Origin of the sequence: Mycobacterium persicum (assembly GCF_002086675.1) — a bacterium.
GTDB classification, from domain to species: domain Bacteria; phylum Actinomycetota; class Actinomycetes; order Mycobacteriales; family Mycobacteriaceae; genus Mycobacterium; species Mycobacterium persicum.
Window position 1 is genome coordinate 70,833 of record NZ_MVIF01000009.1, and the last position, 24,393, is coordinate 95,225.

Annotated in this window: 19 protein-coding genes and 5 pseudogenes; 11 read left to right on the forward strand and 13 right to left on the reverse strand. The window is 67.2% G+C overall.

Annotated features, from left to right (window positions below; all coding sequences use genetic code 11):
• Positions 1-22 precede the first annotated feature (22 nt).
• On the reverse strand, positions 23-1,519 hold the full coding sequence (locus BST40_RS05220) for an NADP-dependent isocitrate dehydrogenase (protein WP_083153663.1): 1,497 nt from the start codon (positions 1,517-1,519) through the stop codon (positions 23-25).
• A 151-nt stretch (positions 1,520-1,670) separates the two neighbouring features.
• On the opposite strand from BST40_RS05220, the gene BST40_RS05225 reads away from it, so the two are divergent.
• The 4 genes and pseudogenes from BST40_RS05225 (at position 1,671) to BST40_RS05235 (ending at position 5,175) form a co-directional block, all read left to right on the forward strand.
• On the forward strand, positions 1,671-2,306 hold the full coding sequence (locus BST40_RS05225; protein WP_083153687.1) for a TetR/AcrR family transcriptional regulator: 636 nt from the start codon (positions 1,671-1,673) through the stop codon (positions 2,304-2,306).
• A pseudogene (locus BST40_RS05230) lies at positions 2,275-3,117 on the forward strand (phytanoyl-CoA dioxygenase family protein); the annotation flags it as partial. The gene BST40_RS05225 and the pseudogene BST40_RS05230, both read left to right, overlap by 32 nt.
• 234 nt (positions 3,118-3,351) lie before the next feature.
• Positions 3,352-3,912 (forward strand): annotated as a pseudogene (locus BST40_RS32815) (TetR/AcrR family transcriptional regulator); the annotation flags it as partial.
• A 48-nt stretch (positions 3,913-3,960) separates the two neighbouring features.
• Complete coding sequence (locus BST40_RS05235) at positions 3,961-5,175, forward strand: flavin monoamine oxidase family protein (RefSeq protein WP_420891073.1); 1,215 nt, start codon at positions 3,961-3,963, stop codon at positions 5,173-5,175.
• Between the two features lie 152 nt (positions 5,176-5,327).
• On the opposite strand, the gene BST40_RS05240 is transcribed toward BST40_RS05235, so the two are convergent.
• The 4 genes from BST40_RS05240 to BST40_RS05255 all read right to left on the reverse strand — a co-directional run bounded on the left by BST40_RS05240 (position 5,328) and on the right by BST40_RS05255 (position 10,809).
• Positions 5,328-5,903, reverse strand: a complete 576-nt coding sequence (locus BST40_RS05240; RefSeq protein ID WP_075548724.1) for a fasciclin domain-containing protein — start codon at positions 5,901-5,903, stop codon at positions 5,328-5,330.
• 112 nt (positions 5,904-6,015) lie between these two features.
• Positions 6,016-7,767, reverse strand: coding sequence for a cytochrome c biogenesis protein DipZ (locus tag BST40_RS05245; protein ID WP_083153669.1), 1,752 nt, complete (start codon positions 7,765-7,767; stop codon positions 6,016-6,018).
• Between the two features lie 99 nt (positions 7,768-7,866).
• The gene (locus BST40_RS05250; RefSeq protein WP_075548726.1) at positions 7,867-8,532 is read right to left on the reverse strand and encodes a fasciclin domain-containing protein; all 666 of its coding nucleotides are present in this window, start codon (positions 8,530-8,532) and stop codon (positions 7,867-7,869) included.
• Between the two features lie 126 nt (positions 8,533-8,658).
• The gene (locus BST40_RS05255; RefSeq protein ID WP_083153670.1) at positions 8,659-10,809 is read right to left on the reverse strand and encodes an acyl-CoA dehydrogenase family protein; all 2,151 of its coding nucleotides are present in this window, start codon (positions 10,807-10,809) and stop codon (positions 8,659-8,661) included.
• A 281-nt stretch (positions 10,810-11,090) separates the two neighbouring features.
• Here BST40_RS05255 and kstR point away from each other — a divergent pair, with 281 nt between their 5' ends.
• Positions 11,091-11,690, forward strand: a complete 600-nt coding sequence (kstR, locus tag BST40_RS05260; RefSeq protein WP_162877330.1) for a cholesterol catabolism transcriptional regulator KstR — start codon at positions 11,091-11,093, stop codon at positions 11,688-11,690.
• A 9-nt stretch (positions 11,691-11,699) separates the two neighbouring features.
• Here kstR and BST40_RS05265 read toward each other — a convergent pair whose 3' ends face one another.
• Entirely contained in the window at positions 11,700-12,779 is a 1,080-nt protein-coding gene (locus BST40_RS05265; protein WP_075548729.1) for an Rv3575c family transcriptional regulator, read from the reverse strand.
• A gap of 223 nt (positions 12,780-13,002) precedes the next feature.
• On the opposite strand from BST40_RS05265, the gene BST40_RS05270 reads away from it, so the two are divergent.
• Both BST40_RS05270 and BST40_RS05275 read left to right on the forward strand, forming a co-directional pair.
• The gene (locus BST40_RS05270) at positions 13,003-13,761 is read left to right on the forward strand and encodes a LamB/YcsF family protein (RefSeq protein ID WP_075548730.1); all 759 of its coding nucleotides are present in this window, start codon (positions 13,003-13,005) and stop codon (positions 13,759-13,761) included.
• Positions 13,761-14,681, forward strand: a complete 921-nt coding sequence (locus tag BST40_RS05275) for an MBL fold metallo-hydrolase (protein WP_083153672.1) — start codon at positions 13,761-13,763, stop codon at positions 14,679-14,681. Before BST40_RS05270 ends, BST40_RS05275 begins: the two co-directional genes overlap by 1 nt.
• On the opposite strand, the gene BST40_RS05280 is transcribed toward BST40_RS05275, so the two are convergent.
• The gene (locus tag BST40_RS05280; protein WP_075548732.1) at positions 14,637-15,914 is read right to left on the reverse strand and encodes an MFS transporter; all 1,278 of its coding nucleotides are present in this window, start codon (positions 15,912-15,914) and stop codon (positions 14,637-14,639) included. The genes BST40_RS05275 and BST40_RS05280 overlap by 45 nt on opposite strands.
• Before the next feature lie 375 nt (positions 15,915-16,289).
• On the opposite strand from BST40_RS05280, the gene BST40_RS05285 reads away from it, so the two are divergent.
• From BST40_RS05285 to BST40_RS33130, 4 genes and pseudogenes are all read left to right on the forward strand, one after another.
• Positions 16,290-17,531 carry an SLC13 family permease gene (locus tag BST40_RS05285; protein ID WP_083153674.1) on the forward strand — a complete coding sequence of 414 codons (1,242 nt, stop codon included), beginning with the start codon at positions 16,290-16,292 and terminating at the stop codon, positions 17,529-17,531.
• A gap of 39 nt (positions 17,532-17,570) precedes the next feature.
• Positions 17,571-18,030 (forward strand): annotated as a pseudogene (locus BST40_RS05290) (helix-turn-helix domain-containing protein).
• A gap of 10 nt (positions 18,031-18,040) precedes the next feature.
• Complete coding sequence (locus tag BST40_RS05295; protein ID WP_083153675.1) at positions 18,041-18,475, forward strand: VOC family protein; 435 nt, start codon at positions 18,041-18,043, stop codon at positions 18,473-18,475.
• A gap of 247 nt (positions 18,476-18,722) precedes the next feature.
• Positions 18,723-19,308: pseudogene (locus BST40_RS33130) on the forward strand (PE family protein); the annotation flags it as partial.
• A 91-nt stretch (positions 19,309-19,399) separates the two neighbouring features.
• Here BST40_RS33130 and rlmB read toward each other — a convergent pair.
• From rlmB to BST40_RS29975, 6 genes and pseudogenes are all read right to left on the reverse strand, one after another.
• Positions 19,400-20,332, reverse strand: a complete 933-nt coding sequence (gene rlmB / locus BST40_RS05305; protein ID WP_075548735.1) for a 23S rRNA (guanosine(2251)-2'-O)-methyltransferase RlmB — start codon at positions 20,330-20,332, stop codon at positions 19,400-19,402.
• A complete protein-coding gene (gene cysS, locus BST40_RS05310; RefSeq protein ID WP_083153677.1) occupies positions 20,333-21,739 on the reverse strand; it encodes a cysteine--tRNA ligase in 1,407 nt (468 codons plus the stop codon). It lies immediately after the preceding gene.
• A gap of 43 nt (positions 21,740-21,782) precedes the next feature.
• Positions 21,783-22,280, reverse strand: a complete 498-nt coding sequence (gene ispF, locus BST40_RS05315) for a 2-C-methyl-D-erythritol 2,4-cyclodiphosphate synthase (RefSeq protein ID WP_075548737.1) — start codon at positions 22,278-22,280, stop codon at positions 21,783-21,785.
• Positions 22,277-22,957 carry a 2-C-methyl-D-erythritol 4-phosphate cytidylyltransferase gene (gene ispD / locus BST40_RS05320; protein WP_083153679.1) on the reverse strand — a complete coding sequence of 227 codons (681 nt, stop codon included), beginning with the start codon at positions 22,955-22,957 and terminating at the stop codon, positions 22,277-22,279. The genes ispF and ispD overlap by 4 nt, the downstream gene beginning before the upstream one ends.
• A 17-nt stretch (positions 22,958-22,974) precedes the next feature.
• Entirely contained in the window at positions 22,975-23,463 is a 489-nt protein-coding gene (carD, locus tag BST40_RS05325) for an RNA polymerase-binding transcription factor CarD (protein ID WP_007166539.1), read from the reverse strand.
• 327 nt (positions 23,464-23,790) lie between these two features.
• Positions 23,791-24,393: pseudogene (locus tag BST40_RS29975) on the reverse strand (hypothetical protein); the annotation flags it as partial.

The following is a 24,393-nucleotide window of genomic DNA, read 5'->3' on the forward strand; positions in this document are numbered from 1 at the left end:
ACCTCCCGTAAGTGACGCCACGTCATTGCCCCTGGCCCGGCGAATAGGCGGGTTGGCCGTCGAACCGATACAAGCCCTCGGTCTTGATGACGTCGAATCCGGCGCGATACAGGTGGTGCAGCAATTGCAGTATGTGGCTGGGTGCGGCCGCTCCGGGGAAGGGAGACTGAAACCGCGCCCGCCAGTGATCCGTGCAAAAAGTCTCGGGGAATCCGTCCGGCCACACCTTCACACCACGGTTGGTGATCATCTGCAGTCGCAGCCAGCCGTCGCCGGCGGCCGAGACCAACGCGGCGGCCAGGCCGTCCGGGCGAGCATGCGATGCGTGCAGGAACACATCGACGCCGTCGAGGGTCTTCTTCGCCCGTACCGCCGGGCGCGGAGCAGCGGCCGACCGGCGTTCGACGACGGGGTAGTCAACAGCCGCGAGCCGCTGCGGGCGGTGGCCGAGATGAGCGATCACCGCCTTGGCGAAGTCGCGGGTTCCCAACGCCGCCCGTCCTGGCCCTGCGATGTCATAGGTCGCGGCCCCCGTCTCGAGGGCCGTCAGCCAGGCGTTGTGGACCGTTGCAGCCACGTCGCCCTGACCGATGTGCACCAACATCATCACCGCTCCGAGCAAGAGGCCTGACGGATTTGCGACGTCTTGACCGGCTCGACGCGGCGCCGACCCGTGAATGGCTTCGAACATGGCGACGTCATCGCCGATATTCGCCGATCCCGCCATACCCACCGAACCGGCGATCTGGGCGGCGACATCCGAGAGGATGTCGCCGTACAGGTTAGGCATCACCACCACGTCGAAGTTTTCCGGAGTGTCGGTCAGCTTCGCGGCGCCAATGTCGACGATCCAGTGCTCGGCCGCGATGTCGGGGTAGTCGCCGGCCACTTCGTCGAATACCCGGTGGAACAGTCCGTCGGTCAGCTTCATGATGTTGTCCTTGGTGAAGCAGGTGACCTTGGACCGGCCATGCCGGCGGGCATATTCGAAGGCGTAGCGGCAAATTCGCTCGCAACCGGGCCGGCTGATGAGCTTGAGACATTGGGTGACTTCGTCGGTCTGGCGGTGCTCGATGCCGCCGTAGAGATCCTCTTCGTTCTCCCGGACGACCACCACATCCATGCCGGGGTGGCGGGTCGGCACAAACGGCGCGTAGGCCACGCAGGGACGCACGTTGGCATAAAGGCCCAGAGTCTTACGTACGGTAACGTTCAACGACTTGAATCCCCCGCCCTGAGGCGTGGTGATCGGAGCCTTCAGGAACACCCGGGTACGTCGCAGTGATTCCCAAGCCGCCGGCTCGATGCCGGAGTTCTGACCGCGCAGGTAGGCCGCCTCACCGATCTGCACCTCTTCGATGGCTAACCGGGCGCCGGCTTCGGAAAGTACATCCAATGTCGCCCGCATGATCTCGGGTCCGATGCCGTCGCCGTGGGCGACCGTGACCGGCGCCGCGTTCGGTGTGGCCGGCGCGCTTACCGGCTCGGACAGGTCAGATACGCGGCATTCAGTGGTCATGGTTGCGGTGCTCCCGACTCGGTGGAGTAATACGAAAACAATAACCGGTAATCTAAAACGTGTAATCGCTTTCATAGAAAGTCCACAACTGGGCTGCGAGAACCAGAATCCCGCCTACTAATTGAGCTGAACTCAACTTATGCTGGGCCCCATGCCGGTAGGCACGACACCGAGGGCGTCGGCGACACAGCAGGCATTGCTGGACGCCGCGGTCGCAGAGTGGGCGGAAACCGGCGAGCTAGAGGTTGCCGCCGTCGCGCGCCGGGCGGGAGTCAGTGCCGGTCTGCCGTACCGGTATTTCGGCACCCGGTCCGGATTGCTGATCGCGCTGGTTCAAGATTTCTATCAACGACTCGGCGCCGCCGTCACGCTCCGCAACTATGACGCGCCGACGTGGGCGGGACGTGAGCGCCGGCGCATTCGTGACTGGTTGGCGTTTCTCTACGCCGAACCGTTGGCGCCGCTGATGTTGGGCGGGCCGCTGGGCGACGGCGCGGTTGTCGCCGAGAACGCACGCTTATTGCAGGAGCTGGCCGACGTCGCCGCGCACAACATCATGCACGCTCAGCGCCTCGGTGAGCTGCCGGCCGACCGGGACCCGCACCTGCTGGCCGTCGCGACGTTGTCCGGTGTCCATGCCATGGGCACCGTCGCCCTGAGCCGATCGCCTCGCCCGCCCGCCGACGAGGTTGCCGAACAGGTGTGGGTGTTTGTGGCCGGCGCTGTCGGCCTTGCCATCGAAGGGATCTGGGAACATGACCGCGAAGAGCGACATGTCAACGCTTGACGACCTGACTGGCGACCTTGCCGGACGCTACCGCTGGACGCCGAGCGCCGGCGCCTCGGTGGAAAGCGATTTGGTTGACGCCGACTTGGCAGCGCTGGCCCGCGACGGCTTCGTAATATGGGAAAACCTATTGAGCGACAACGAATGTCGAAAAATCCGCGACGCGCTGGCCCCGATGCTCAGCTACCACGGGCGCAACTCGTTTGAGGGACACCGTACGCAGCGGCTATACAGCGTCCTGTCCAAGACCCGAGCATGCGACCGGCTGGTGGATCATCCCCGACCCCTGGCCGTTCTCGACCGGCTGTTGATGCCCAATTACCTGCTCTCTGCGCTGCAGGTCATCAACATTGAGCCGGGCGAATCCAGCCAGCTGTTGCACTTCGACGATGCCTTTTACCCAATCCCCCGGCCCCGGCCCGCGCTGGGAGCGGCCACCATCTGGGCCATCGACGATTTCACCGCGGCCAACGGCGCCACCGTGGTGATTCCCGCCAGCCATCGCTGGGACGACCGCCGGCCTACTCCCACCGATATCCGCAAGTCCGTCATCATGCCGGCCGGCTCGTGCATCTTCTTCCTGGGAACCCTCTGGCACGGCGGCGGGGCGAACAACAGCGAGGCCGCCCGCTTGGCAGTGACCGCACAATACTGCCAACCCTGGCTGCGACCACTCGAAGCCTTCACGCTGTCGGTGCCGACCGACATTGCCAAAGTGGTCTCCGCGGATATCCAACGCATGCTTGGCTACAGCATCCATCCCCCATTTGTCGGGGCCGTCGACGGCCAGCATCCGCTTCGGTTGCTCGAGCAGCCCGCCGGTGCGCAGCGGCAGTCTCTGATCAGCCCGCCGGCTAAGACTCCGAATTCGACTCCTCATCGCGGAAATTGATTGGCCAGGAAGCGATCCCACATCCGATCGGTCATCAAGCCCGGGTGCCGATGAGCGGTTTGCGCCCCCGTAAGCGAAGTTGTGGGTTGCACTGGGTGGCCGGCAAACAGCTACCGTGGCCCCATTCGGGAGATATCCGAGACGGGAGATTCGATGCCCTACGTCAGATCCGCCGTGCGCAGCAAGCAGGCAGTGGCTGCCGCGCGCGTCGTGCTGATGCGTGACGGGGTCGGCGGCACCACGATGCGCGCTGTGGCGGACGAAGCCGGCATACCGCTGGGGACGCTGCAATACGTCTTCCCGAGCAAGCAAGGCCTGCTGCGCGCGGTCATCGAGGATGTCGTGGAGGAGATTGCCGACCTGCTGAAGAGTTCAGCCGAGCTCGAGGCCGGGCTGGAACACGCGATCGGGTGCGGGTTGCGCAATTTCTGGGAAAAGCTGGTCGTCGACCACCGCGATCTGCAACTCGTTCAGTACGAACTCGTCACCCACGCGCTGCGTACGCCCGGCTTGGAGGCGCTGCCGCGCTGGCAATACGAGAGGTACACCGAGATCGTGGCGCAGTGGTGCCAGGAGGCAGCGACACGGGCCGGGGAGACATCCGCGCTTCCCTTCGATCGGCTCGCTCGAGTGCTGGTGGCCAGCATCGATGGGCTGATCCTGCAGCACATCGCCAACCCGGACGTCAGGCGCTCCGCGCAGGACCTCGAGGCCCGTGATCGGGTCGCGGGCCGCAACTTTGGCGGGTTTCTGAGCAACGGCGTGCAGGTCGAGATGGGCGGCCAGTGGGTGGGGCCGAGCCAGCACGCGGTACTCGAGCTGATCGACGAGCTCGGACTGGAGACGTTCCCTACCTACGACACCGGCGACGCGATCTCGTGCTACGACGGACAGGTGGTCCGGTACTCCGACGCGACGTTCGGCCTCCCGCCCGACAGCCTGGCCGAGGTCGGTCGCCTGTTGGGGGTTATCGAGACGCTCGCGGGCTCGATACCCACCTCGGCGCCCTGGCGAGCGGACGACGCGGCGGAGCTGGACCGACAGAATTTCGACACCTGGCTTGCCGCGAATACGACTGACACCGTGGCACTTCGGTTCTTCCGGCTGATCGTGCCGACGCTGTTCTCCGCGGAAACACCCGAGCTTTCGTTTCTGCACTTTCTGTTCTACATCCGCTCGGGCAACAATTTGGCGACCATGCTCGCCGTCACCGGAGGCGCACAGGAGAGCCGCGTCGTGGGCGGGACGCACCGGATCTCCGAGCGGATGGCCGAGGATCTTGCTGATCGGGTCCAGCTTGGGGCGGTGGTACGCACGATCACCCAGGACGGGCAGGGTGTCATCGTCTGCTACGAGGACGCCGACGCCGGCCAGACGGGCAAGATCAGGGCCGGCCACGTGGTGGCCGCGATCCCGCCTACGCTGGCGGGCCGGATCCGCTACTTGCCGCCCCTGCCCGCCGTGCGCGACGGCCTCACCCAACAATTCCCGGCGGGGTCGGTGATCAAGTTCCAGGTCGGCTATGAGACCCCATTTTGGCGCGAGGCCGGTCTCAGCGGCTTTGTGACCAGCCTGGACGACGCGTTCAACGTCGTCCTGGACAACTCTCCTCCCGACGCCGCCTGCGGTGTGCTGGTCGGCTTCTTGGAGGGCGCCCACGCCCGCGAAGCGGCGGAGCTGCCGACCGAGCAGCGCCACCAGCTCGTGATCGATTCGCTGGTGAAGTATTTCGGGCCGCAAGCCGCTGAGCCGTTCGACATCGTCGAACAAGACTGGGCTGCTGAGGAATTCACGCGTGGCTGCTACGGTGGCCGGCTCGGCGCCGGCGCGCTGACTCAGTATGGCAAGGCGCTGGCCGCGCCGGTCGGCCGCATCCACTGGGCCGGAGCGGAGACGGCCCAGGTGTGGAGTGGCTACATGGATGGCGCGATTACCTCGGGTCGCCGCGCCGCCGAGGAGATCCTCGCCGCGGTTTGAGAGTGCGCTTACTCCACCGACCGCAGGCGGCTGGATCACCGATGCACTCAACGAAATTGGACGATGATGCCGGATCCCGGCCAGGAAACGAGATAGTCGAGTTCCTGGCCGGGGATCCGATCAGCAGTGCTGGGTGGCTCGCCGCGGCGCAACTATGCCGGTGGCATCAACACGGTGTCGATCAGGTACACCGTCGCGTTGGCGGTGGGTACCCCGCCGCAGACCACGCCGGCGTTGTTCACGCTCAGGCCGTTGCCCTGGCCGTTGACCATGACGTTGGCTCCCTGCAGCGTCTTGTGCTGGCCGACCACCCTGGCCGGGCTCAGCTGACCTTGCACCACGTGGTAGGTCAGGATGCGGCTCAACAGGTTTGAATCGGTCTTGAGCTGGTCGATCGTCGACGCCGGCAGCTTGCCGAACGCGGCATCGGTCGGCGCGAACACGGTGTACTGCCCATTGTTGAGCGTGTCGACCAAGTTCACCTGAGGGTTGAGCTTGCCGGATACCGCCGACGTCAGTGTAGTGAGCATCGGATTGTTAGAGGCCGCCACCGCCACCGGAACCTGCGACATGCCCTCCACCGATGCCGGGCCGCTGGGGTTGGCGGCCGCGTAATCCGCACATCCCGGCCCGACCAAATCGGCCGCGGCGGCACTTGGCGAGGTGGCTACCGCCAGACCCACGACGGCCGCTGCCACCAAACCTGTTGCTGCAATTGAACTTTTCATCGCTAATCGGCTCCTTCAGTATTGTCGACGACAACGTTGTCGTGCCGTCTCATTCATGCCGGACATTGGTGATTCGGAGCCGCACCGGATTTGGATTGGCGATCACCGAAAATCAGCCATAGGTGAAGGAGTACACCTGCAACCCCTTGGTGGGACGCACCTCCAAGGTGTCGCTCTGGACCCGGTCGCCGCCGACGATCTGGTGCGACGTCGGCGGTCCACTGATCGGCACCGTGGTGGTCTGGCCGTTCCGGGTCACGGTGAGGGTTCCGCTTCCGCCGACGACGACGTAGACGTTCCTGGCGTGGTAGTTGAGTTTGATGCTCGACTCGTCGCTTTCGGCCGTCGCGCCTTGGTAGTCCAGGGACCATGGCCCGCGCAGCGCGAAACTGTCGGCGGCCAGGGTTGGCGGATAGTCGAATGTCGCCGAGCCTTCGTCGTACTGACCGCCGCCGTAGTTGACCACCTTGCCGACCCCGAAGTAGGTCTCGGGAGTGGTTTGTTGCCGCGGGGTGAGATCGGTCGCGTCCACCGGCGCCGGGAGTTTGACCCCGGGGTTGGCATTGACAAGCAACTGCCTGATCAGGTTCTCGGTGACGTCGTAGTCGCCTTCGCCGAACTTGATGTGTCGCACAGTGCCGGTGGCGTCGATCAGATACTCCGCGGGCCAGTACCGGTTGCGGTAATTGGTCCAGGTGGAGTAGTTGTTGTCCAGCGCAACCGGGTATTTGATGTCCAGCTCGGCGGCGCCCTTGGCGACGTTGCCGGGCACCTTCTCGAACGCGTACTCCGGTGTGTGGACTCCGATGACCTCGAAACCCTGGTCCCGGTAGGCGTTGTACCAGCCGACGACGTGTGGGATGGCCCGCTGGCAATTGATGCAGGAGTAGGCCCAGAAGTCGACCAGGACCACCTTGCCGCGCAGCGATCGCAGGTCGAGCGGTTGGCCGCCGGGCGTGTTCAGCCAACCGACAATGCCCTTGAGATCTGGTGCCGCGCCGCAATTTTCAAGTTCATTGCCGCCGTTGCTGCAATTCGACAGCTGCGCGTTCTGGTCGTTGACGATGCCGCCGAGGTTGAGCTTTTCCCGGATCTGCCGATCACTGCCCAGTCTGTCCTGCAGCGAGCTGGTGTAGTCGGGAATGGCCCGCTGCAGCACCGCGGGCAGGTTGAACACCAGCGCCACCGCAAGCAGAATCGTCACAATGCCTGCGGTAGCCCGGATTTCCCGCTGCCGACGCCGAAAAGCGCTCACCCGCTCGGCCACCCGCTGGCCGGCCAACGCGAAGAACAACAACGGCAGCGCCGCGCCGGACGCGAAAGACAGCGTGAGAACGACGGTGCCCACCCCGATTTGCGCCGTCGCCCCGGCCACCACAATCGCGGCCAGCACGGGCCCCGCGCATGGGACGTAGAGCACACCCAGCGCCAGGCCCAGGCCGAACCCGTTGCGGCGGTTGCCGACCTGCTTTTGCGGGATCCGGGAGAACGGCCGTTGCAGCAGCTGCTCGAATGCGGGAAACATCAGGCCCAGCCCGATCGCCACCAATGCGACCAGCGCGATCCAGCGAATCGCGTCCTGCGGCAGATGCAGCAGCGACAGCAATGCCGAGCCGGTCAAAGTGACCACACTGAAACTGAACACCAAGCCGCCGATCACCCGGTAGGGGCGCAACGTCTCCGAAAGCCCGCGTCGCGGCTTCGTCGCCACAGCGACGTCGCCGTCAGACGCGTTGCGCGCAGCCAACTCTGGGCCGCCTTGCTGTGCGCCGGCGAAGAAGATCACCGGTAGCACCGGGAGAATGCACGGTGATATGCCGGTGATGAGGCCCCCGACAAAGCCAATCAGCGCAAGTGTCAACATGTTTGGTATTCGACGCCGAACCACGATTGGATTGGTGCAAAGGGGCACAACAAAACAGCCCGGCCGGGGCCGGGCTGTTTTGGGTAGAGCTGGCAAAGCCTACTGGTTCGGCGGCATCAGCACCGTGTCGATCATGTACACGGTCGCGTTGGCGGTATGAACGCCACCGCATACCAGCCCGGCGTCGTTGACCTTGAGGTCGTTACCCTGGCCAGTCACGGTCACGTTGGCCCCTTGCAGCGTCTTGTGGGTGCCGTCGATCTTGCTGGGGCTCGCCTGACCTTGCACCACGTGATAGGTCAGGATGCTGCGCAGCAGCGCTGAATCCGTCTTGAGCTGATCGATCGTGGCCGCGGGCAGCTTGTCGAAGGCCGCGTTGGTGGGCGCGAACACCGTGTACTGGCCGCTGTTGAGGGTGTCGACCAGGTTCACGTTCGGGTTCAACTTGCCCGACAGCGCCGACGTCAGCGTCGTCAACATGGGGTTGTTCGACGCCGCGGTCGCCACCGGGTCCTGCGCCATGCCGGCTACCGACCCCGGACCGCTGGGATTCTGCTTGGCGTACTCCGAGCAGCCCGTACCGATAAGGTCAGCCGCCGGATCGGCCATCGCCGACGTCGACGCGGGCGCCGCCATGCTGGTCGGCGCGCTGCTGCTCGTCGATGGTCCACTGGCCGACTTATTGCTCGAACAAGCCGCGAAACCCCCGATTGCGATCGCCGCGAGGCTAGTCGCCGCGACTGTTCTGGCCCAAGCGTTCATCATGTGCGTTTCGACTCCTTCGTCACCAGACGGCCGTGTGCCGCTCCTGTCGGACATAAGCCATTCGGAGACACGGCCGCCCCGGACGGGTGCAGTTGGGTGCGAGATCCGCGAACCGGCGACGGATACTTAACGCGGCAGGCCAAGCAGCCGCTCGGCGGCCAGCGTGAGCAGTATCTGCTCGGTACCGCCGGCGATGGTGAGGCAGCGGGTGTTGAGGAAGTCGTAAACCGCTTGGTTTTCCACCAGGCCGCCGCCCTCGGACACGTCCATCATGAACTCGGCCAGCTCCTGGCGGTAGCGGACCCCGATGAGTTTGCGCACGCTGGATTGCGCGCCCGGATCCTGACCGCCGACGGCCAGCTGGGCGATGCGCTGATCCAGCAGCGCACCACATTGAGCAATGACGATCAACCTCGCCAGCCGATCCTGCTGGGCGACGTCGGGTTCCGTCTCGGCCAGCACCTCGAGCAGCTTCTCCATGGGGTTGCCCAGCGCGGTACCGGTGGCCATCGCCACCCGCTCATTGGCCAGCGTGGTGCGTGCCAGCCGCCAGCCGTCGTTGACCGCGCCGACCACCATCTCGTCGGGCACGAACACATTGTCCAGAAAGACCTCGTTGAACAGCGCGTCGCCGGTGATCTCGCGCAGCGGCCGGATCTCGATCCCGGGCGACGTCATGTCCACCAGAAAGTAGGTGATGCCCTTGTGCTTTGGCGCGTCCGGGTCGGTCCGCGCCAGGCACACCCCCCACCTGGCCAGGTGCGCCTTGGACGTCCACACCTTCTGCCCGGTCAGCAGCCAACCACCCCGAACTCCGGAGGCGCGAACCGCCTTGGTGCGCAGCGACGCCAGGTCGGACCCGGCGCCCGGTTCGGAAAATAGCTGGCACCAAAGGAATTCGCCGCGCAGGGTGGCCGGAACGAAGCGCTCGATCTGTTCGGGCGTGCCATGCTCGAGAATGGTCGGCGCCGCCCACCAACCGATCACCAGGTCCGGCCGCACCACGCCGGCTGCCGCCAGCTCCTGATCAATCAGCAACTGCTCGGCCGCGGATGCGCCGCGTCCATACGGCGGCGGCCAGTGTGGCGCCAACAGCCCGGCATCGGCCAGGGCCGCCTGCCGCTGCTGCTCCGGCAACGCCGCGACTCCGGCGACTGCGGCGGCGATCTCGGGTCGCAGCTCCCGCACCCCGGTCAGGTCGATAGTCAGCCGGCGGCGAACGCCGTCGCGGGTGAGCGCGGCAATGCGGCGCAGCCAGCGCTCGGCACCACCGAGGAACCGGCCGTTGGCGTGGGCCCGGCGCAGATACAGGTGCGCATCGTGCTCCCAGGTGCAGCCGATGCCGCCGAGCACCTGGATGCAGTCTTTGACGTTGGCTTTTGCGGCGGCGATACCGAGGCCGGCGGCCACCGCCGCCGCGATGGCGAACTGCCGGCTGTCGGGGTCCCCAGCGGCCCGGGCCGCATCGGCGGCGGCCACCTCGGCCTGCTCGGCGCGGCACAGCATCTCCGCACACAGGTGCTTGACGGCCTGGAAGCTGCCGATCGGCTTGCCGAACTGCTCCCGAACCTTGGCATAGGCCACCGCGGTGTCCAGCGCCCACCGGGTCACTCCCGCGGCCTCGGCGGCCAGCAGGGTGGCGGCCAGGTTCTCGACGCGCTCCCGGGAATCGGCGATCACGCTGGCCGGCGCCACCGGCGCCGACGTCAACACCACTTTCGCCACCGGCCGCGAAAAGTCGGTGGCCCGCAACGGCTCCAGGTGCACGCCGTCGCCGGCGGTATCGACCAGCAGCCACCTGCCGTCGGCCGGCAACAGCAGCACGCCGCCGGCGACGGCGCCCAGCGCCCACGGAACCGTGCCCGATACTCGTCGGGTCTGGGCGTCGAACTGCACATCGCCTTCCAGCGCGAGCCCGGCGACGCGTTCGCCGGCGGCCAGCGCCGCCAGCAATTCGGGATCCGGCACCACCAGGGCGGCCAGCGCGGTGGTCGCCACCGGCCCCGGCACCAAAGCCTTGGCGGCCTCTTCGACCATGGCGCACAGGTCCTCGATGCTGCCGCCGGCGCCGCCGCGATCCTCCGGGACGGCAACGCCGAACAGCCCCAATTCGGCCAGGCCGGTGAACACCGGTCGCCAGGCGTCGGGGTCGCCGTGTTCGGTGGCTTCCATGGCGCGGCTCGCCGCCGTCGCAGCCTCTCCGGAGGCCGAGGTGCGAGCCCAGTCGCGCACCAACTCGCGAGCCGCGAATTGTTCGTCGGTGACGGTCGCTACCACCTTCAGCCCCTCCCGTAGTGAAATTCACCCGGCCAGAAACATCCGAGGAACATTCAAAGCCACTAGAACGTGTTCTAATAGTGAAAATGATCAACCGTCAAGTCGACAGCTATTAGGCCAGTACACGACGTTGTCCCCGCGACCGGGAGGTGGGAAATTCACGCACAACATGCGTATCGTTTGGCGACCAACCGCCCGGGAGGGGAGTTACGCGTTACATGTCTGCAGCGAACACGAGTCCGGGCCGCGTTTCTGACACTCAACCGCGCGAGGTCATGAACGTGGCGGTATTGGCTGAGTCCGAGTTGGGTTCGGAGGCACAGCGGGAGCGTCGCAAGCGCATCCTGGACGCCACCATGGCCATCGCGTCGAAGGGCGGTTACGAGGCGGTGCAGATGCGCGCGGTCGCCGATCGCGCCGATGTCGCGGTCGGCACGCTGTATCGGTACTTCCCGTCGAAGGTGCATCTGCTGGTGTCGGCGCTGGGCCGGGAATTCAGCCGCATCGACGCCAAGACCGACCGCTCCGCGCTGGCCGGCGGCACCCCGTATCAGCGGCTGAGCTTCATGGTCGGCAAGCTCAATCGCGCGATGCAACGCAATCCGTTGCTCACCGAGGCGATGACGCGTGCCTACGTCTTCGCCGACGCTTCGGCGGCCACCGAGGTCGACCACGTGGAGAAGCTCATCGACAGCATGTTCGCCCGCGCCATGGCCGACGGTGACCCGACCGAGGATCAGTACCACATCGCCCGGGTGATCTCGGATGTGTGGTTGTCGAATCTGCTTGCGTGGCTGACCCGTCGCGCATCGGCCACCGACGTCAGCAAGCGACTGGACCTCGCCGTGCGGTTGTTGCTCGGTGGCCAGGAGAGTGCCTAACAGCTAGGCCTAAGCGGGGGGCCCGCAGGTTCGGCCCCGGATCAGCTCGGTGGCGAGCAGTTCGACGACGGGCAGACCGGACCGCGGCGGTCGATGCAGCAGTTCGCCGGCCCGTCGGCCCTTCTGCAGACTCGGCTGCGACACCGTGGTTAGCCCGCGGCCGATGGCTTCCGGCACGCCGTCGAATCCGGTCACGGTCATCTGACCCGGCACGTAAATGCCATGTCCGCGAAGGTAATCCATGGCCGAGAGCGCCAAGATGTCGGCGGTGCACATCAGCGCGGTGATCCGCGGGTTGGCGGCCAGCGCCACCTTGGCGGCAGCACCGCCCGACGTCGGCAGGTGCTCGTAGCTTTCCACGACGGTCAGCGAATCCGGGTCTACCCCGGCCGCTGTCATCGCATCCCAGACGCCGATGATGCGCTCACGCTGCACGTCGAAAGCCGGCGACTTCAGCCGCTCCGCGTCGACCAGGCCCTGGCGCCGGTCATGGCCCAGCCGCATGGTCAGCAGCCCGATGTCGCGATGCCCCAACCCGAGCACATAGTCGGCGACCTTGCGCATCGCCGCCCGATCGTCGATGCCCACCCGGGACACTCCCGGCAGGTCCTTCGGCTGGTCGACCACCACAACCGGCAACCGCCGCTGCAGAACCACCTGCAGGTAAGGATCGTCGTCGCACACCGAATACACGACGAAGCCGTCGACCCCGGCGTTGAGCACGGCGGTGGTGCCGTCCTCCAGGCTGCGGCTGGCGCCCACGGCGACCAGCAGCAGGCCCTGCCCCGGCTCCTCGCACGATTGCGCGACCCCGGCCACGAAATCGCGCGCCGCCGGGTCGCTGAAGAAGTAGGTCAACGGTTCGGCCATCACCAGGCCGACGGCGCCCGCTTTGCGGGTCCGCAGGGATCGCGCCACCGGGTCGGGTCCGGCGTAACCCATCCGCTTGGCGGTGGCCAGCACCCGCTCCCGCAGTTCGGCGGAAAGCTGATCCGGTCGGTTGAACGCGTTCGAAATGGTGGTGCGCGACACCTTGAGCTCAGCAGCCAGCGACGCCAGAGTCGCCCGCCGGCGAGGTGTGGAGCCCACGTTCGGTGAGGCTACAGCGGCTCCGTCGGCGCGGCTACGCGGCCGTTTCGCCGAGGGCTCGCGCGGGCCTCGACGTCTCGGCCTTTATGCTGGTCGCACCTGGTCCCGAGGCGGTTGGCACGGCGCCGGCGCAGCGGGTTCAGGCGTCGCAAGGTTCGCGAGGGGGCTAAGGCCGCTCGGCACTGACCGGGCCTCGTCGGCCATCCCGCAATAAGCTGGGCGGGTGGCTTCCATCGACCTCAATGCCGACCTCGGTGAAGGATTCGGCGCCTGGCAGCTCGGTGACGACGACGCCATGCTCGAGATCGTCACCAGCGCCAACGTGGCATGCGGCTTCCACGCCGGAGACCCGGCCGGACTGCTGCGGGTCTGCCGGTCCGCCGCCGAGCGCGGCGTGCGCATCGGAGCCCAGGTCGGCTACCACGACCTGTCCGGGTTCGGCAGGCGCTTCATCGACGTCGACCCCGAGGACCTGCTTGCCGAAATCGTGTATCAGATCGGCGCGCTGCAGGCCATCGCCCAGGCCGGCGGCTCAACGGTGTCCTACGTCAAACCCCATGGCGCCCTGTACAACACGATCGTCACCCACCGCGAGCAGGCGGCCGCGGTGGCGACGGCGGTGCGGATGGTCGACCCGGCGCTGCCGGTGCTGGGTATGACGGGTTCGGTGTTTTTCGACGAAGCTAGCCGCCTCGGCCTGCGCACGGTGGCCGAGGCGTTCGCCGATCGCGCCTACCGGCCCGACGGGCAACTGCTGTCCCGCCGGGAACCCGGCGCGGTGCTGGTCGACCCCACGGCGATCGCCGAGCGCGCGGTCGCCATGGTGGCCACCGGCGCAGTCACCGCGGTCGACGGCACACCCGTGCCCGTCACCGTGGAATCGCTTTGTGTGCACGGAGATTCGCCGGGAGCGGTGCAGATTGCGACCGCGGTGCGAGAGCGGTTGGCGGCCTCCGGCGCCGAGATCAAGGCGTTCTGCTGATGCGGCTGAAACTCGGTCGTCCCAACCTCACCCGTTATTCCGGCCGGTTCAATGTCCCTGCGGCCCAACCGGATTCGCCGTTGTCGGTGCTCTGGATGGGCGTGAGCACGCTGCTGCTCGACGACGGCTCGTCGGCGTTGATGACCGACGGCTACTTCTCCCGCCCCGGGCTGGCGCAGGTGGCCGCGGCCAAGGTGGCGCCGTCGCCGGCGCGGGTGGACGGCTGCCTGGCCCGCGCCAAGGTGTCGCGGCTTGCGGCCGTCATCCCGGTGCACACCCACATCGACCACGCGATGGACTCCGCGTTAGTGGCCGACCGCACCGGCGCGCAGCTGGTCGGGGGCGAGTCGGCGGCCAACGTCGGGCGCGGCTACGGGCTGGCCGAAGACCGGCTGGTGGTGGCGGTCCCCGGACAGCCGATCGAGCTGGGCGGCTACGACGTCACGCTGGTCGAATCGCGCCACTGCCCGCCGGACCGATTCCCCGGGGGGATCAGCGCACCGGTGGTGCCGCCGGTGCGGGCGTCGGCCTACCGCTGCGGTGAGGCATGGTCGACGCTGGTGCACCACCGCCCGTCGGGCCGGCGGCTGTTGATCCAGGGCAGCGCCGGTTTCGTCACGGGCGCCCTGGACGGGTACCGGGCCGAGGTCGTCTACCTCGGTGTCGGCCAGTTGGGCCTGCAACCGCGGTCTTATCTGGTCGACTACTGGACCGAGGTGGTGCGCGCGGTCGGCGCCCGCCGGGTGATCCTGGTCCACTGGGACGACTTCTTCCGTCCGCTGTCAAAACCGTTGCGCGCCATACCGTATGCGGCCGACGACCTGGACGTGTCGATGCGCATCCTCGACGAGCTGGCCGCGGCGGACGGCATCTCGTTACAGCTGCCGACGGTGTGGCGGCGCGAGGACCCGTGGGTTTGACGCAGAACCTGCCGTCGCGGCCGTTTCCGGCATCGCGACCAGATAGAGCGCAAAGCCCGCGCCCGCGATGGCGCCCAGTGCCATGAATGCCGCGTCGTAACCGGCCGCGACCACGATCCTGCCGGCAACGAAATTCGACAACGCGGCACCCACTCCCCACGCGGTGGTTATCGCCCCCAGGCTGACGTTGAACCGGCCCGTTCCGTGTGTGACGTCCTGGACGACGACGGGAAACAATGCGCCGAAAATGCCGGCTCCCACACCGTCGAGAAGTTGCACACCGACAAGCCAGTACGAGTTGTCCCACAGCGGGTACAGGAACGCGCGGACGGTCAAGACCGCGAAGCCGGCCAGGAAGATCGGCTTTCGTCCCCAGGTGTCGGCCTTGAATCCGACGACATATGCGACGGGCACCATGACAACCTGTGCGGCGACGATGCACGCCGACATCAGCGCCGTCCCGACCTGCTTGTTGTGCAACGCCAGCTTCTGCCCGACCAGCGGCAGCAAGGCCGCGTTGGCGAAGTGGAAGGTGAAGACCACCACGGCGAAGATCATCAGTCTCCGGGCGTGCAGCAGCACCGAGAATCCGGACGGCTGCGCGTGCTGTATCCCGATAGCCCGGTCCAGACCGCGGGCCAGGTCGTTGTCGATCGCGTCGGGCGGGACCCGTAGCGTTGCCCCGACGCTGATCACCGCCATGGCGGCCAGCAGCCAGAACACCACTACCGGGCCGAACAAGTAAGCGAGACCGCCGGCTGCGGCAGCTGCCGCCGCGGTACCGGCATGCCGGAACGACTCGTTACGACCAATCCGTCGAGACAACATCCGCGGCCCGACAATGCCGAGTGTTATCGCGGCCAATGCCGGATTGAAGATGGAGCCGGCGATCCCGGTAACGGCTTGCAGGAACGAAATCGAGTAGAAGCCGGGAAACAGCGGCATTGCCAATGCTGCCGCGGCGATCGACACCGCGCCGACGATGACCAACGCCCGTTTCGCGGTGGTCCGGTCCACCACGGCGCCAACCGGCGTTTGCGCGACGACTCCCGCGAGACCGCCGACCGCGATGACGAACCCGATGGAGGCCTGGTCCCAGTGGTGAGTCAGCAGCAGATAGATCGAGAGATAGGGAGCTAACCCATCGCGGACATCGGCCAGTGAAAACGCCAATAGGTCCAGGGCGTGCGCGGTTCGTCGGGGAAGCGGACCATCGGTGCTCGGATCGATCATTGACAATTCCGTTCCCCGGTGCGGTGACGGGGACCCACCCGTCGACTCCACGTTAATCAAGGCTCAGCAGCCCACCCGGGGAAGGCACACCATGGTGTGCCTCGACGGTGCTGACGGCGGCTGCGCCGACGGCGGGTAATATCCGCTGAGATCGCTTCCGGGTAGACGGCGCGCCTGCCAACAGAGCACTAGGCGCTGTCGCTCAAGCTCCGTCCAGTTCGCCGCCAGTCCGCCGATAGCCGCCGATAGGTAGCCATGCCGCTGACAACGTCGCCACGTCGGTGCGGACCGTTGGCAGGCTGGAACGTGACCGCGTGCGACCGTCGCCGACTGCGCAGTGGCGCGAGAACCCTCGTTCCTGAAGGTTTTTGAACGTTGCCCCTCGTCGTTGCGCTGCTGCTGCTGGCTGTGGTCCTGGGTTTCGCGGTCACCCGTCCGCGCGGTTGGCCCGAGGCGCTGGCGGCGGTCCCGGCGGCCGTCATCCTGATCGGGATCGGGGCGATCTCGGTCCATCAGGCGGCCGCCCAGGTTGCCGGGCTGGCACGGGTGGTCGCCTTCCTGGGTGCCGTATTGGTATTGGCCAAGCTGTGCGACGACGAGGGCCTGTTCGAGGCCGCCGGTGCGGCGATGGCGCGAACCAGCACCGGGTCGGTCGGGCTGCTGCGGCACGTGTTCGTCATTGCCGCCGTCATCACCGCGGTGCTCAGCCTGGATGCCACCGTGGTGTTGCTGACACCGGTGGTGCTGGCCGTCGTGCGGCGGCTGCGACCGCCGGTGCGCCCCTACGCCTACGCCACCGCGCACCTGGCCAATGCCGCGTCGCTGCTGCTTCCGGTGTCGAATCTGACCAATCTGCTCGCCTACCACGTCGCCGGGATCTCGTTCATCAAGTTCACGCTGGTGATGGGACTGCCGTGGCTGGCCGCGGTGGCGGCGGTCTACGCGGTGTTCCGGTGGTTCTTCGCCCGGGACCTGCGTGTTGCACCGGACCCCGAGCAACTCGGGCCGCCGCCGCGGCCGCCGGTGTTCGTGTTGGTGGTCGTGGCGCTGACCCTGGCAGGGTTCGTGATCGCCGAGGCGGCGGGGGTGGCGCCGGCGTGGGCCGCATTGGCCGGCGCGTCGCTATTGGCGCTGCGCAGCCTCGGCCGTGGGCACACGTCGGTGACGGAGATCGTGCGCTCGGCCAACGTGGCGTTTCTGGTCTTCGTGCTGGCGCTGGGCGTCGTCGTGCAGGCGGTCATGCTCAACGGAGTGGGTAGGGCCATGTCTACGGTGCTGCCGTCGGGTTCCGGGCTGCCGGCGCTGCTCGGTATCGCGGCGGTGGCCGCCGCGCTGGCCAACCTGGTCAACAACCTTCCGGCGACCCTGGTGTTGTTGCCGCTGGTCGCGGCCGGCGGGCCGGCGGCGGTGCTGGCCGTGCTGATCGGGGTCAACATCGGCCCCAACCTGACCTACGTCGGTTCACTGTCCAACCTGCTGTGGCGGCGGGTGCTGCGCAGTCACCACGTCGAGGCCGGCGTCGGCGAATACACCCGTCTGGGGCTCTGCACAGTACCCACCGCGCTGCTGGCGGCGGTGCTCGCGCTGTGGGCGAGCGCGCAGCTGCTCGGTGTCTGATTTCTGTGCCGATTCCGCCGACGCGCCATACTTGACGGCATGCCGCAGCCTCGTCCGGCCAGATACCTACTGCGTGCCAAGGATTTCGTCGACGCCCGCTACGCCGAACCGATCACCGTCGATGACATGGCCGCGGCGGCCGGGCTGTCACGCGCTCACTTCAGCCGCATGTTCACCCGGACATTCGGGGAATCTCCGCGCGCATACCTGCAGACCCGGCGGCTGGAGCGGGCCGCGGCGCTGCTGCGCTACACCGACAGGTCAATCGCGGAGGTCTGCGTCATGGTCGGTTTGCAGAGCGTCGGCTCCTTCACCAGCAGCTTCGCCCGGGTGTACGGCAAGCCGCCGGCCGCCTACCGCGCCAGCCTGCCGCCGGCGGCGCTGCACGCCCGAGTGCCGCACTGCATCTTGCGGGCACATACCCGGCCGCCGGCCGATAGCCGGGTGGTGCCCCAAGACAGCACACGGGGAGAAGACGCCGGGCGCGGTGAGCACCTAGCGTCTTCTGCATGTTGAAAATCGCAAGCGCCCAGCTTTGGGTACACGACCAGGACGAGGCACTGAAATTCTGGACCGAGAAGGTCGGCATGGAAGTGCGCCAGGATGTTTCGCTGCCGGAACTCGGCGGCTTCCGCTGGCTGACCGTCGGACCGCCCGGTCAAGATGACGTGTCAATCGTCTTGATGGACGTTCCCGGCCCGCCGATGCTGGACGAGCCCACCCGCCTACAAGTCCTGGATCTGACGGCAAAAGGCTTCGCCGGCACGGTGTTTCTCACCACCGACGACTGCCAGGCCAGTTACCAGGAGCTGACGGCTCGTGGCGTCGAGTTCACCGAGCCGCCCGAACAGCGGCCGTACGGCATCGACTCCGGCTTCCGCGATCCGTCGGGCAACAGCATCCGACTGACCCAGTTGACGGACATGTCGGCCTGGGCCAGCTAGCTGACTGCCCGCGTTCGGTTGATGGTTAAGGGCCCAACAGCTCTCGGGTGCCCGGCGGGCGGCAACCACCACGACGTTCGGCCGCGGTCCCGGGCGGGTCGCGCCGCCCGCCTCGGGATCGCCAAAGGTGATCGCATTACTCCGAACGGGCGCCGCCCTCGCGATACGGTGAGGCGTGCTGCGGGTCTGTCTCGTGGTAGCTCTCTCCTTGTTCTCGGGGAGGCGATAGCTATGCACGAGGTGTTGGATGTCGTTTCTGATCACGATTCCGGAGATGGTCGCAGCGGCGACCGACGATGTGGCCAGAATCGGCTCGGCGCTTACGACGGCCAATGCGGCGGCGGTCGGTCCCACCACCGGGATATCGGCCGCGGCCGCCGACAAGGTGTCGACCGCGGTCGCGGAACTGTTTTCCGGTCACGCCGGGCGTTTCAGACGCTGACCGCTCAGGCGGCGGTATTTCACGATCATTTCGTCCAGGCGCTGAGCACCGACGCGGCCTCCTACGCCGGCGCAGAAAACGCAAACTCCGCCCTGCAGACCCTCCGGACAGGACATCCTGGGCGTGATCAACGCTCCCACCCAGGCCGTCCTGGGGCGCCCGCTGATCGGCAACGGCGCCAATGGCGCACCGGAGACCGGCCAAAACGGCGCGCCCGGGGGCATCTTGCTCGGCAACGGCGGCGCTGGCGGTCGGCGGCCAGGGCGGTAATGGCGGCAGTGCAATCTGATCGGCAACGGCGGTAACGGCGGGTTCGCCAAAGACTCCGGGTGCGGGTGGCGGCGCCGGCGCGGGCGGACGGCTGCTGGGCCAGAACGGACTCCACGGTTTGCCCTGATCCTGACCCCCGCGCCTAGTGGCGAGCAGACGCAAAATCGCAGTATTCCATGGCGATTTGGGCGATTCTATGTCTGCTCGCCGTGTTAAGTCCGGCGCTGGCGGGCGATTTCGGCAAGCACCACGCCGGCGGCCACCGAGGCATTCAGCGACTCCGCACGCCCGGCCATCGGTATGGACACCACCTCGTCACAGTTCTGCCGCACCAGCCGCGACAGCCCTTTGCCCTCGGAGCCGACGACCACCACCAACGGGTCACTACCGTCCAGGTCGTCGACTCCGGTCTCACCGGCGGCATCCAGCCCGATCACCCGCAGCCCGCGGTCGGCCCAATCCTTCAGTGTCCTGGTGAGATTGGTAGCCCGAGCCACCGGAATACGGGCGGCAGCGCCCGCGCTGGTACGCCATGCGACCGCCGTCACCGAGGCCGATCTGCGCTGCGGGATCAACACGCCATGGCCGCCGAAGGCCGCCACCGAGCGCACGATCGCACCGAGGTTGCGCGGGTCGGAGATGTTGTCCAGCGCCACCAACAACGCGGGCGGCGTGTCCATGGCTGTCGCGAGCAGATCGTCAGGATGGGCGTAGTGATACGGCGGCACCTGCAACGCGATGCCCTGATGCAAGTGGTTGGCCGTCATCCGGTCCAGATCGGCACGCGGCACCTCGAGGATCGAGATCCCCGAATCAGCGGCCCGGGCAACGGATTCGGTCACCCGCTCGTCCGCTTCGGCGCCGAGCGCGACGTACAACGCGGTGGCAGGCACTCCGGCGCGCAGGCATTCCAGCACGGGGTTACGGCCAAGAACCGTCTCGGCTTCGTCGATCCGACTCCGTACCGGACGGCGCGGCGCCGCCTTGGCCCGCTTAGCGGCGGGATGGTTGGGCCGCAGATGCGCCGCCGGGGTGGGACCGCGGCCCTCCAGACCGCGACGGCGCTGCCCGCCCGACCCGACAGGGGCGCCCTTCTTGGTGCCGGATTTGCGTACCGCCCCCCGGCGCTGCGAGTTACCCGCCATTTACTTGCCGCCACCGCCCAGCGTCCACTGCGGCCCGTCGGCGGTGTCGGTGACCTCGATGCCGGCGTGCTTGAGGCGATCCCGAATCTGGTCGGCAAGTGCCCAGTTACGCTGCTCGCGCGCCTTCTCACGGTTGTCCAGCTCGGCCTGTACCAGTACGCCGACAGCCGCCAGCGCAGCCGTTGTCTCGTCCCGCGATTCCCAGCGTTCGTCGAGCGGATCGCAGCCCAGGATTCCCATCATCGTGCGGATCGAACCGGCGCTTCGCACTGCGGCTTCATGGTCACCGGCGTCGAGTGCCCGGTTGCCTTCTGCGCGGGCGTGGTGAATTTCGGCCAGCGCTATCGGAACCGACAGATCGTCGTCGAGCGCCTCGGCGAAACGCGGCGTCCATTCGCCGGGCAGCACGGCACCCACCCGGCTGCGCACCCGGTGCAGGAAATCCTCCACGCCGACATAGGCTTTGACGGCGTCCTGGAGGGCAGTGTCAGAGAACTCGAGCATTGACCGATAGTGCGCGCTGCCCAGGTAATAGCGCAGCTCGGGCGGCCGGACCCGCTGCAACATCGCCGGTATGGCCAGCACATTGCCCAATGACTTGCTCATTTTTTCCCCGCCCATTGTCACCCAGCCGTTGTGCAGCCAGTAGCGGGCGAACCCGTCGCCGGCGGCGCGGCTCTGCGCGATCTCGTTCTCGTGATGCGGGAAGATCAAATCCATTCCGCCGCAATGGATGTCGAATGCAGGCCCCAAGTAGGTACGGGCCATTGCCGAGCATTCCAGGTGCCAGCCGGGACGGCCCCGGCCCCAGGGCGTCGGCCAGGACGGCTCTCCGGGTTTTTCGCCCTTCCACAGGGTGAAGTCGCGCTGGTCGCGTTTGCCCGCGGCCACGCCTTCGCCCTGGTGGACGTCGTCGATCTTGTGCCCGGACAGCTGGCCGTAATCCGGGTAGCTGAGCACATCGAAGTAGACGTCCCCGTCGCCGGTATAGGCATGGCCGGTTTCGATCAAACGTTGGATCAATTCGATCATCTGGGTGATGTGCCCGGTGGCTCGCGGTTCCGCGGACGGCGGCATCACATCCAGGGCGTCGTAGGCGGCGGTAAATGCCCGTTCGTAGGTGGCCGCCCATTCCCACCACGGTCGGCCGGCGGCGGCGGCCTTGTTCAAGATTTTGTCGTCGATGTCGGTGACGTTGCGGATGAAGGCGACGTCGAAGCCGCGTGCGATCAACCAGCGCCGCAGGATGTCGAATGCCACCCCGCTGCGGACGTGCCCGATGTGCGGCAGGCCTTGCACGGTGGCGCCGCACAGATAGATCGAAACGTGTCCGTCGCGCAGCGGAACAAAATCGCGCACGGCGCCGGCCGCCGTGTCATGGAGCCGCAAGCGGGCGCGATCGGTCACGACGTGCCAGCTTACTGCCTACGACCGCAACGGCCGCCCGGCCCTACTTGGCCGGGAACGGGTCGCGCAGCGAAATCACCAATGCCGTGGCGATGGCGGCCCGACCCTCACCCCGTCCGGTCAGGCCGAGCCCGTCGGTGGTGGTGGCCGACACCGATACCGGCGCATTGAGCAGCCGCGACATCACGGCCTGCGCCTCGAGACGGCGCCAACCGATCTTGGGCCGATTGGCGACCACCTGCACGGCGGCATTCCCCACCCGATAGCCGTGCTGCGTGATCAGCTCGACGACATGACGCAGCATGGCGGCTCCGCTGACACCTGCCCACCGTGGATCGTCGACTCCGAACACGTCGCCGATGTCGCCCAGCCCGGCAGCCGACAGTACGGCGTCACACAACGCATGCGCCGCAACGTCGCCGTCGGAGTGTCCGGCGCAGCCGTCGGCGCTCGGGAACAGCAGGCCCACCAGCCAACATGGGCGTCCGGGTTCGATCGGGTGCACGTCGACACCCAAACCCACCCGCGGCAGTCCGTTCACCCGCGCACTACCGCCTGGGCCAACAACAGATCGAGTCGGTTGGTGATCTTGAACGCCAGCGGATCACCCTCGACCACCTGAACCTGGCCGCCGATGTGCTCGACCAGTGATGCGTCGTCGGTGAAGTCGGCGGTGCCCGCGTGCTGATAGGCGCGCAGCAGCAGATCGCCGGCGAACCCCTGCGGGGTCTGTGCCGCCCTGAGGCCCGCCCGTTCTGGGGTACCCAAGACGACCCCGTTGGCGTCGACCGCCTTGATGGTGTCGGTAAGTGGTAACGCGGGCACCACGGCGGCGTGGCCGTCCCGCAATGCGTTGACCACTCGCGTGACCAACGAAGGTGGCGTCAACGCCCGCGCTGCGTCATGTACCAGCACAAACGACGGCTCAGAGGTCTCCAGCGCGGAGAGCGCCAGACGCACGGTCTCGGTACGGTTGGCGCCGCCGGCAACGATCATGGCCTTATGCCCGAGGATCAGCTTTGCTTCGTCGGTTCGATCCGGCGGGACCGCTACCACGACATTGTCGACGACCTTCGATTCCAGTAGGCCCTCGACGGCGCGCTCGACCAGGGTCTGCCCGTCGAGTTGATAAAACGCCTTGGGTACGCCGACTGCCAGCCGCTCACCCGACCCTGCGGCCGGAACGATTGCGACTACGGCGCCGTTGGCTCCAGTCACCCGGAGTCTCGGGGTGTTCAGGACGCGGCGGCCAGAACCTCGTCGAGGATGGTCTCCGCTTTGGCGTCGTCGGTGCTCTCAGCCAGCGCCAGTTCCCCGACCAGAATCTGCCGAGCCTTGGCCAGCATCCGCTTCTCGCCTGCGGACAAACCCCGCTCCTGGTCCCGACGCCACAGGTCACGCACCACTTCGGCGACCTTGTTCACGTCGCCGGAAGCCAGCTTCTCGAGGTTGGCCTTGTAACGGCGTGACCAGTTGGTGGGCTCTTCGGTGTGCGGGGCACGCAACACCTGGAAAACCTTGTCAAGGCCTTCTTGGCCGACGACGTCGCGGACTCCAACGTACTCAGCGTTGTCAGCCGGCACACGAACGGTCAGGTCGCCCTGCGCCACTTTCAAGACGAGATACTCTTTTTGTTCCCCTTTGATGGTTCGGGTTTCGATCGCCTCGACTAACGCTGCACCGTGGTGTGGATAGACGACGGTGTCACCGACCTTGAAGATCATCTGATTTGAGCCCCTTTCGTCACTCCATGCTAACACGCCTCCCTGACGCGTGCGGATCAACGGTGCAGGTCAGGGGCACCGCGGCTGGAGATTGGGGGTTGACAGGCGATGCAAGACGTGCATCGCCGCGCCGATTGCCGCCGGTCGCCGCAGTCTCAGCGCGCTCGGTGGTGCGGTAGCCGATGGCCCACCCGTCGGCAGCTTTACCGGCTCCAGACCGGCTCCAGCCGGGTGGGATGAGACCCCGCTGACCAACTCGACGGCGCATGGCCACCCGGTGCCGGCAGGTTGGTCGACACTGCCGGGAGAGTTCGAGTGCCGCCGGAATTAACCAGAGGCGCCCGCCTGACCGTCTGCGCCCCGGACCCCGTTGGCCCCGGACCGGCCGTCGGCTCCGTCAGCACCTTTGCCGAAGAAGGGATCGGCATTTTTCCCGCCGGTGCCGCCGGCACCACCGTCGCCGCCGGACCCGCCGTCGCCGCCGGAGCCGGCCTGACCGCCGATGCCGTGGCTGCCCGCAATCCCTGCCGTTGCCGCGCCGCCGGCACCGCCAGCGCCGCCATTACCGCCGGCACCACCGTTACCGCCCACACCGCCGTCACCACCGGCACCGCCCACGCCCGGGGTGGCGTCTGGCGCGGGTATTTTGCCGCTCAGGAACAGGCGATAGGTGTCGCCGCCGCCGCCGCCATTGCCACCGCGCCCGCCACCCGCACCGTCGCCGCCCTCGCCGCCTTGGCCGCCGTGGCCGCCCGCACCGCCGTTGCCGGATTCCCATCCGCCGGCACCACCGGCTCCGCCCTTACCGCCGGCCCCGCCGCCAAAGGCGGATGCACCTGCGCCGCCCTGGCCGCCTACGCCACCTTTGCCCCCATAGGCGTGAACGGCGTCGGCGTCGCCGCCCTTGCCGCCGTCGCCGCCCCTGGCGCC